Source organism: Longimicrobium sp., from assembly GCF_036387355.1.
GTDB lineage: Bacteria > Gemmatimonadota > Gemmatimonadetes > Longimicrobiales > Longimicrobiaceae > Longimicrobium.
Genome location: NZ_DASVTX010000203.1, coordinates 1 through 5,249, shown reverse-complemented (window position 1 = coordinate 5,249; position 5,249 = coordinate 1). Strand labels below are relative to the sequence as shown.

Sequence of the window (5,249 nt, the reverse complement as noted above, 5' to 3'; positions counted from 1 at the left end):
CACTTGGCACTTGGCACTTGGCACTTGGCACTTGGCACTTGGCACTGACCTCCACGACCTCCCTCGCGCCATTCTCACAAAAGCGCCACGGGATCGCGGTCCAGCGCAAGCCGCAGGTCCGCTTTGGCGTTGGAGGGGAGCGTGTACTTCTCGTAGAAGTAGCGCGCCACCTCGCCCAGCGTCCGGGGGCTGTCGGAGCGCAGGATGAAGTGCCACCGCCACCGCCCGCGAATGCGGTCGATGGGGCACGGCGCGGGGCCCACCAGTGCCACTCCCTTCACCTTGCGCCCCGTCAGCAGCCCGGAAACCCAGTCGGCCGCCGCGACCGCCGCCGTCTGCGTGGCCGCCTCTTCCGTGCCGCTGACGACGACGTTCAGCAGGCGGGAATAGGGCGGATACGCGGGCTCGCGGCGCGTCTCGAACTCCTTTTCCGCAAAGCCCACGAAGTCGTGGTCCGTGGCGGAAAGGATGGCGTAGTGGTTGGGGAGCGCCGTCTGGATGAACACTTCCCCGCCCTTGGGCCCGCGCCCCGCCCGCCCCGCCACCTGCGTGAGCAGCTGAAACGTGCGCTCCGTGGCGCGAAAGTCCGGCAGGTTGATCCCCACGTCCGCGTTGATCACGCCGACCAGCGTAACGTTGGGAAAGTCCAGCCCCTTGGCGATCATCTGCGTGCCCAGCAGCAGGTCTACCTCACCCCGCTCCACGCGGCCCAGGATGTCGTGGTGCGCCCACTTGGCGCCGGTGGTGTCCACGTCCATCCGCGCGATGCGTGCGGAGGGGAACGCCTCCTCCACCGCGCGCTCCACCTGCTCCGTCCCCACCCCCTTGAAGCTGAGGTCCTTTTCGCCGCACGACGGGCAGTGCCTGGGCGCTTCTTCCTCGTGCAGGCAGTAGTGGCAGGTAAGCCTGTGCCGCTTGCGGTGGTAGGTGAGCGACACGTTGCACTGCGGGCAGTGCCACACCAGCCCGCACTCGCGGCACTGCACAAAGGTGGCGTACCCGCGGCGGTTCAGGAGCAGAATGGTCTGCTCGCCCTTGGCGATGCGGTCGCGCACCGCGGCCGCGAGCACGTCGCTCACCACCACGGGCGCCACTTCCTGCAGCGGGCCCGTGGTCTTTTTGATCCGCTCCCGCTCCTTGCGCAGGTCCACGATCTTGATGGGCGGCAACGGCTGCCCGCCCACACGCTCCGGCAGTTCGAGGAGCGAATACTTGCCCGCCTGCGCGTTGGCCCAGCTTTCCAGCGCGGGGGTGGCGGAGCCCAGCAGGCACACCGCGCCCTCCATCCGCGCACGGACGACGGCGACCTCGCGGGCGTGGTAGCGCGGGGCCTCGCCCTGCTTGTACGAGCCCTCGTGCTCCTCGTCCACAATGATGGCGCCCACCTTTTCCATCGGCGCGAACACGGCGGAGCGCGCGCCCACCACGATGCGCTTTTCGCCGGAGCGCAGCGAGCGCCACTCGTCGTACCGCTCGCCGTCGGACAGGGCGGAGTGGAGGACGGCCACGCGGTCGCCGAACACGGCCTTGAAGCGCCCCACCGTCTGCGGCGTGAGCGCGATTTCGGGGACGAGGACGATGGCCGTCTTCCCCTGCCGGTCCACCACCTCGCGCAGCAGTTCGATGTAGACGAGGGTCTTGCCGGACCCCGTCACGCCGCGCAGCAGAAACGTTCCCGGCTCGCGGGTGCGCGTGGCGTCCACCAGAGACTGGATGACGCCCGCCTGCGCCTGCGTGGGCTTGAGCCGGGGCGCCTCGCCGGACTGGATGGCCGCGTAGGGATCGCGCGGCACGATCTCCTCGTCCACCGCCAGCAGTTCCTTCTTGACCAGCTGGCGGATGAGCTCGGCGCCGAAACCCAGCCCCGTGGTGACGTGCGCGGTATCCGCCGAGCCGCCGATGGATTCCAGTGTTTCGTACAGTTCGCGCTGCCGTTTGGCGCGCCCGAACGCCTCGTCGCGCGCCAGCAGCGTGGGGAGTTCGCGCGCGATGCGGACGACGCGGCGCGTGCGCACGGGCGGCTCCACGCGCGGCCCCTCGGTTTCAACGCGCACGATGCCGTCCTGCTCCAGCCGGCGGATGACGGGCCACCACGCGCGCTCTCCCAGTTCCCGCCGCACGCGGGCCACGGGCTGCAGCCCTTCGCGCTCGCGCAGAAAGGCGACCAGCTTGCCCTCGTGCTCGCTCAGCACCACGTCGCCCGGATCGCGCGCGAGGACGACGAAGTCCGTGGACGAATCCGTTAGCCCTGCGGGAAGCGCCGTCCGCAGCACCTGCCCCAGTGGCGCCAGGTAGTAGTCCGCGATCCAGCGGCAGAGCGCGAGGATCGCCGGCGTGGCGGACGGCGTGGCGTCCAGCACGGCAGTGACCGGCTTGGCGCGCTCCGGCTTGGCGACGGTTTCGGCGACGCGGTCGATCCACCCGATGCGCTCGCGCTGCCCGAACGGCACCAGCACGCGTGCGCCCGGCCGCGCCTGCGCGCGCAGCGCGGGCGGGACCGCGTACGTGAACGTGCGCGGAAGGGGGAGCGGGAGCGCGACTTCGACGAACAAGGGCCAGGGAATAGGGAATAGGGAAAAGGGAATAGGAACGACCGTGCGCGCGGCTGGGTTCGTCCCGGGAGCGCCAAAGATAACAGTGCGCGACAGGGGGCGTGAGAACAGAAACAGCCAGCACGCGTACCGCGATGCTGGCTGCTGGCCGGTAAGGCTCGCTCACTCGCCCATCACGCTCTGGACAAGCACTCACGATTCATCAGTCTGCGCGGGATTCGCTTCTCTCGGCGGAGTGATCGAAAGCCTCAGAGACTCATTACGAGGTTGTGGCAACTGCTTGCCGAATACGGTTACCTGAATGTCTATACTCTGACCTACTAATTTAGAACCAAGCACAAGCCGAAGAGGCTCTTCGAAGGCTAGAGATGGTATCCCATGTCGCAGATCGCCCACATCTGCAGTCACCACGTAGTGAGTCTCGGTTGATTCCACCTTCGGGTACCGTTCGAACAAAACCGGCATATACAAAGGGCTAAAAGCAGAAGGCGGCTCCCGATGGATCATTGACGCAACGGCCAAACCTGCTTCTTTTTGGATCAGGACACGAATGGAGGCATCTTCAACGTACTGAGTTCCGTTATTCAATAGAACGAAGTTCAGCTTCTGCGCGAACTGCTCAAAGCTTGCATACAGATCATGCTCATGATACGACTCCTCAACTTTTTCCAGATCTTTGCGTAGTTGCTCAGTGCTCCGTCCCTCGTAAGGAGTCGGGCCCGGAAAACCTATCGAGCCCAGTCCCCATGCCATGGAATGCAAGCCGATTCCCGGGTTCTGCTGAGCGCGTTCTCTTCCCGCGAGAATCGCGAGAATCTTGCGCTTCGCTCGCTGGGACGGAAGTTCCGCAAGGGACGAGGCTGGAATGCGCAACAAGGAAGGATTATCCGATCCATCAAACGCAACCTGCACGTTCACCGACGCTTGCTGCAGAATTCTGCGTTGAAAGATCCGATCTAGATCAGGCCTTGTTAGCCGCCGTTGGTGACTTCCAAGCCTGATAAAGGCGTCACCGTGGCGAAGTCCCTGTCCATACGCTTTTCTCATCATGTAAGGAGCGTCGTCGGGATCTCGAATCCTGAGCAACCCCAGCTTAACACCCTTAAATGTGTAAGGGATATAGTCGAATGCGAGCTCCGGCTCGATATTCTCGGCTACCAGTTGATGGTATGTGGCCGAATCCACAAACTCCTCTGGCTCAACCCCAATGAAGTCGCGACTGCCATCGGCATTCATCCGAACACCGATGATGATGTAGCGATCTCCCGATGTAGGAGCATTCGCCATAGCCATCAAATCTTTCAAAAGTGCTTCATAATTTGGCTTGAGGTACTGCGTCGCCTTGAAGTCCAACGCAGTTCCTTCGTTCTCATGCTCAATCAGTAGGTCAATCCCGTGCATTGCAAGGAGCTTCGGGGGGAGACAGATGCCTTATTTGCTGGACACGCCGAGTCCGGGCTCCGCGTTGAACCGCACACGCCCATCGGCCTCGATCCCTGGCCCATCGAACGGATCGTGGGCGAGCAGCGCGGCGCCGTCCAGGTCCACGTAGTCCACCAGCGGCGTCAACTGTACGGCGGCGGCGATGCCGAGCGTCGATTCGATCATGCAGCCCAGCATCACCTTCATGTTGTGGGCGCGCGCCGCCTGAACGATGCGGATGGCTTCGCGCAGGCTGCCACACTTGCTGAGCTTGATGTTCACGCCGTCCACCACGCCGGCCAGCTTGGCGACGTCCGTGGCGTTCTCCACCGACTCGTCGGCGATGATGGGGAGCGGCGAGTGGTCGCGCACCAGCTTGAGCCCGGCCAGGTCGTGCGCGGGAAGCGGCTGCTCCACGAACTCCACGCCGAACTCCTGAAACATGGGCATGGCGGCGATGGTCTGCTTGGCGCTCCACCCGGTGTTGGCGTCCACGCGGATCGTCTTGCCGGGCGCCTCTTCACGGATCATGGACAGGATCTCGCGGTCGCGCGGCGTCCCCACCTTGATCTTGAGGATGGGATACGCGGCCGCTTCCCGCACCTTGGCGCGCATCACCTCGATCTCGTCGATGCCGATGGTGAACGACGAGCGCGGCGCCGCGGCGGGGTCCAGCCCCCACAGCTTCCACACCGGAACGCCCAGCCGTTTGCCGACCAGGTCGTGCAGGGCGGCGGAGATGGCGACGCGCGCGGAGCCGTTGTGCGCCAGTGCGTGGTGCAGCGCCGTGTCGATACGCTCCAGCGCGAACGGGTCACCGCCGGCCGCCTCTTCCAGCGCCTCCGCCAGGCGCGGCAGGATGGCCGTCACCGTATCCGCCGTCTCGCCGTAGAACGGCTGCGGCGAAGCCTCGCCCCATCCTTCCACGCCATCGTTGTCCCGCACACGCACCCACACCAGCCGGCGCGTGGGCGGCCCCACCTGCCGCGCGATGTTGAACGCGTGCCTGGTCTGGAGTTCGACGATTTCGAAGGTCAGCTTCATGAGGACTACGAAGAGAAGTGCGTGAGTGCCGTGTGCGTGAGTGCGCCGGAGCGACTGAAGTCGCCGCAACAACGGCTGAAAGCCTCACGATACTGCTGTGAGGCTGGACCTGCGCGGGCGATGGGCTCCATGCCGAACGCCGCACTCGCGCTGAGGTCTCCCTTTCTCCCGCGACAGCGGGGAGAGGGCCGGGGAGAGGGGGCCTCTCCGCATGCGCGGCACCGTCCGGAG

The 5,249-nt window shown here is 65.3% G+C and carries 3 protein-coding genes; all 3 read right to left on the bottom strand.

The window, feature by feature from the left end:
- Positions 1–74: 74 nt before the first annotated feature.
- The gene (gene priA, locus VF665_RS08845) at positions 75–2,552 is read right to left on the bottom strand and encodes a replication restart helicase PriA (protein ID WP_331053053.1); all 2,478 of its coding nucleotides are present in this window, start codon (positions 2,550–2,552) and stop codon (positions 75–77) included.
- Positions 2,553–2,744: 192 nt separating this feature from the next.
- Positions 2,745–3,953 (bottom strand): ATP-binding protein, encoded by a 1,209-nt coding sequence (locus VF665_RS08840; RefSeq protein ID WP_331053052.1) that lies wholly within the window; start codon positions 3,951–3,953, stop codon positions 2,745–2,747.
- Between the two features lie 30 nt (positions 3,954–3,983).
- Positions 3,984–5,018, bottom strand: coding sequence for a dipeptide epimerase (locus VF665_RS08835; RefSeq protein ID WP_331053051.1), 1,035 nt, complete (start codon positions 5,016–5,018; stop codon positions 3,984–3,986).
- Between the last annotated feature and the right edge of the window lie 231 nt (positions 5,019–5,249).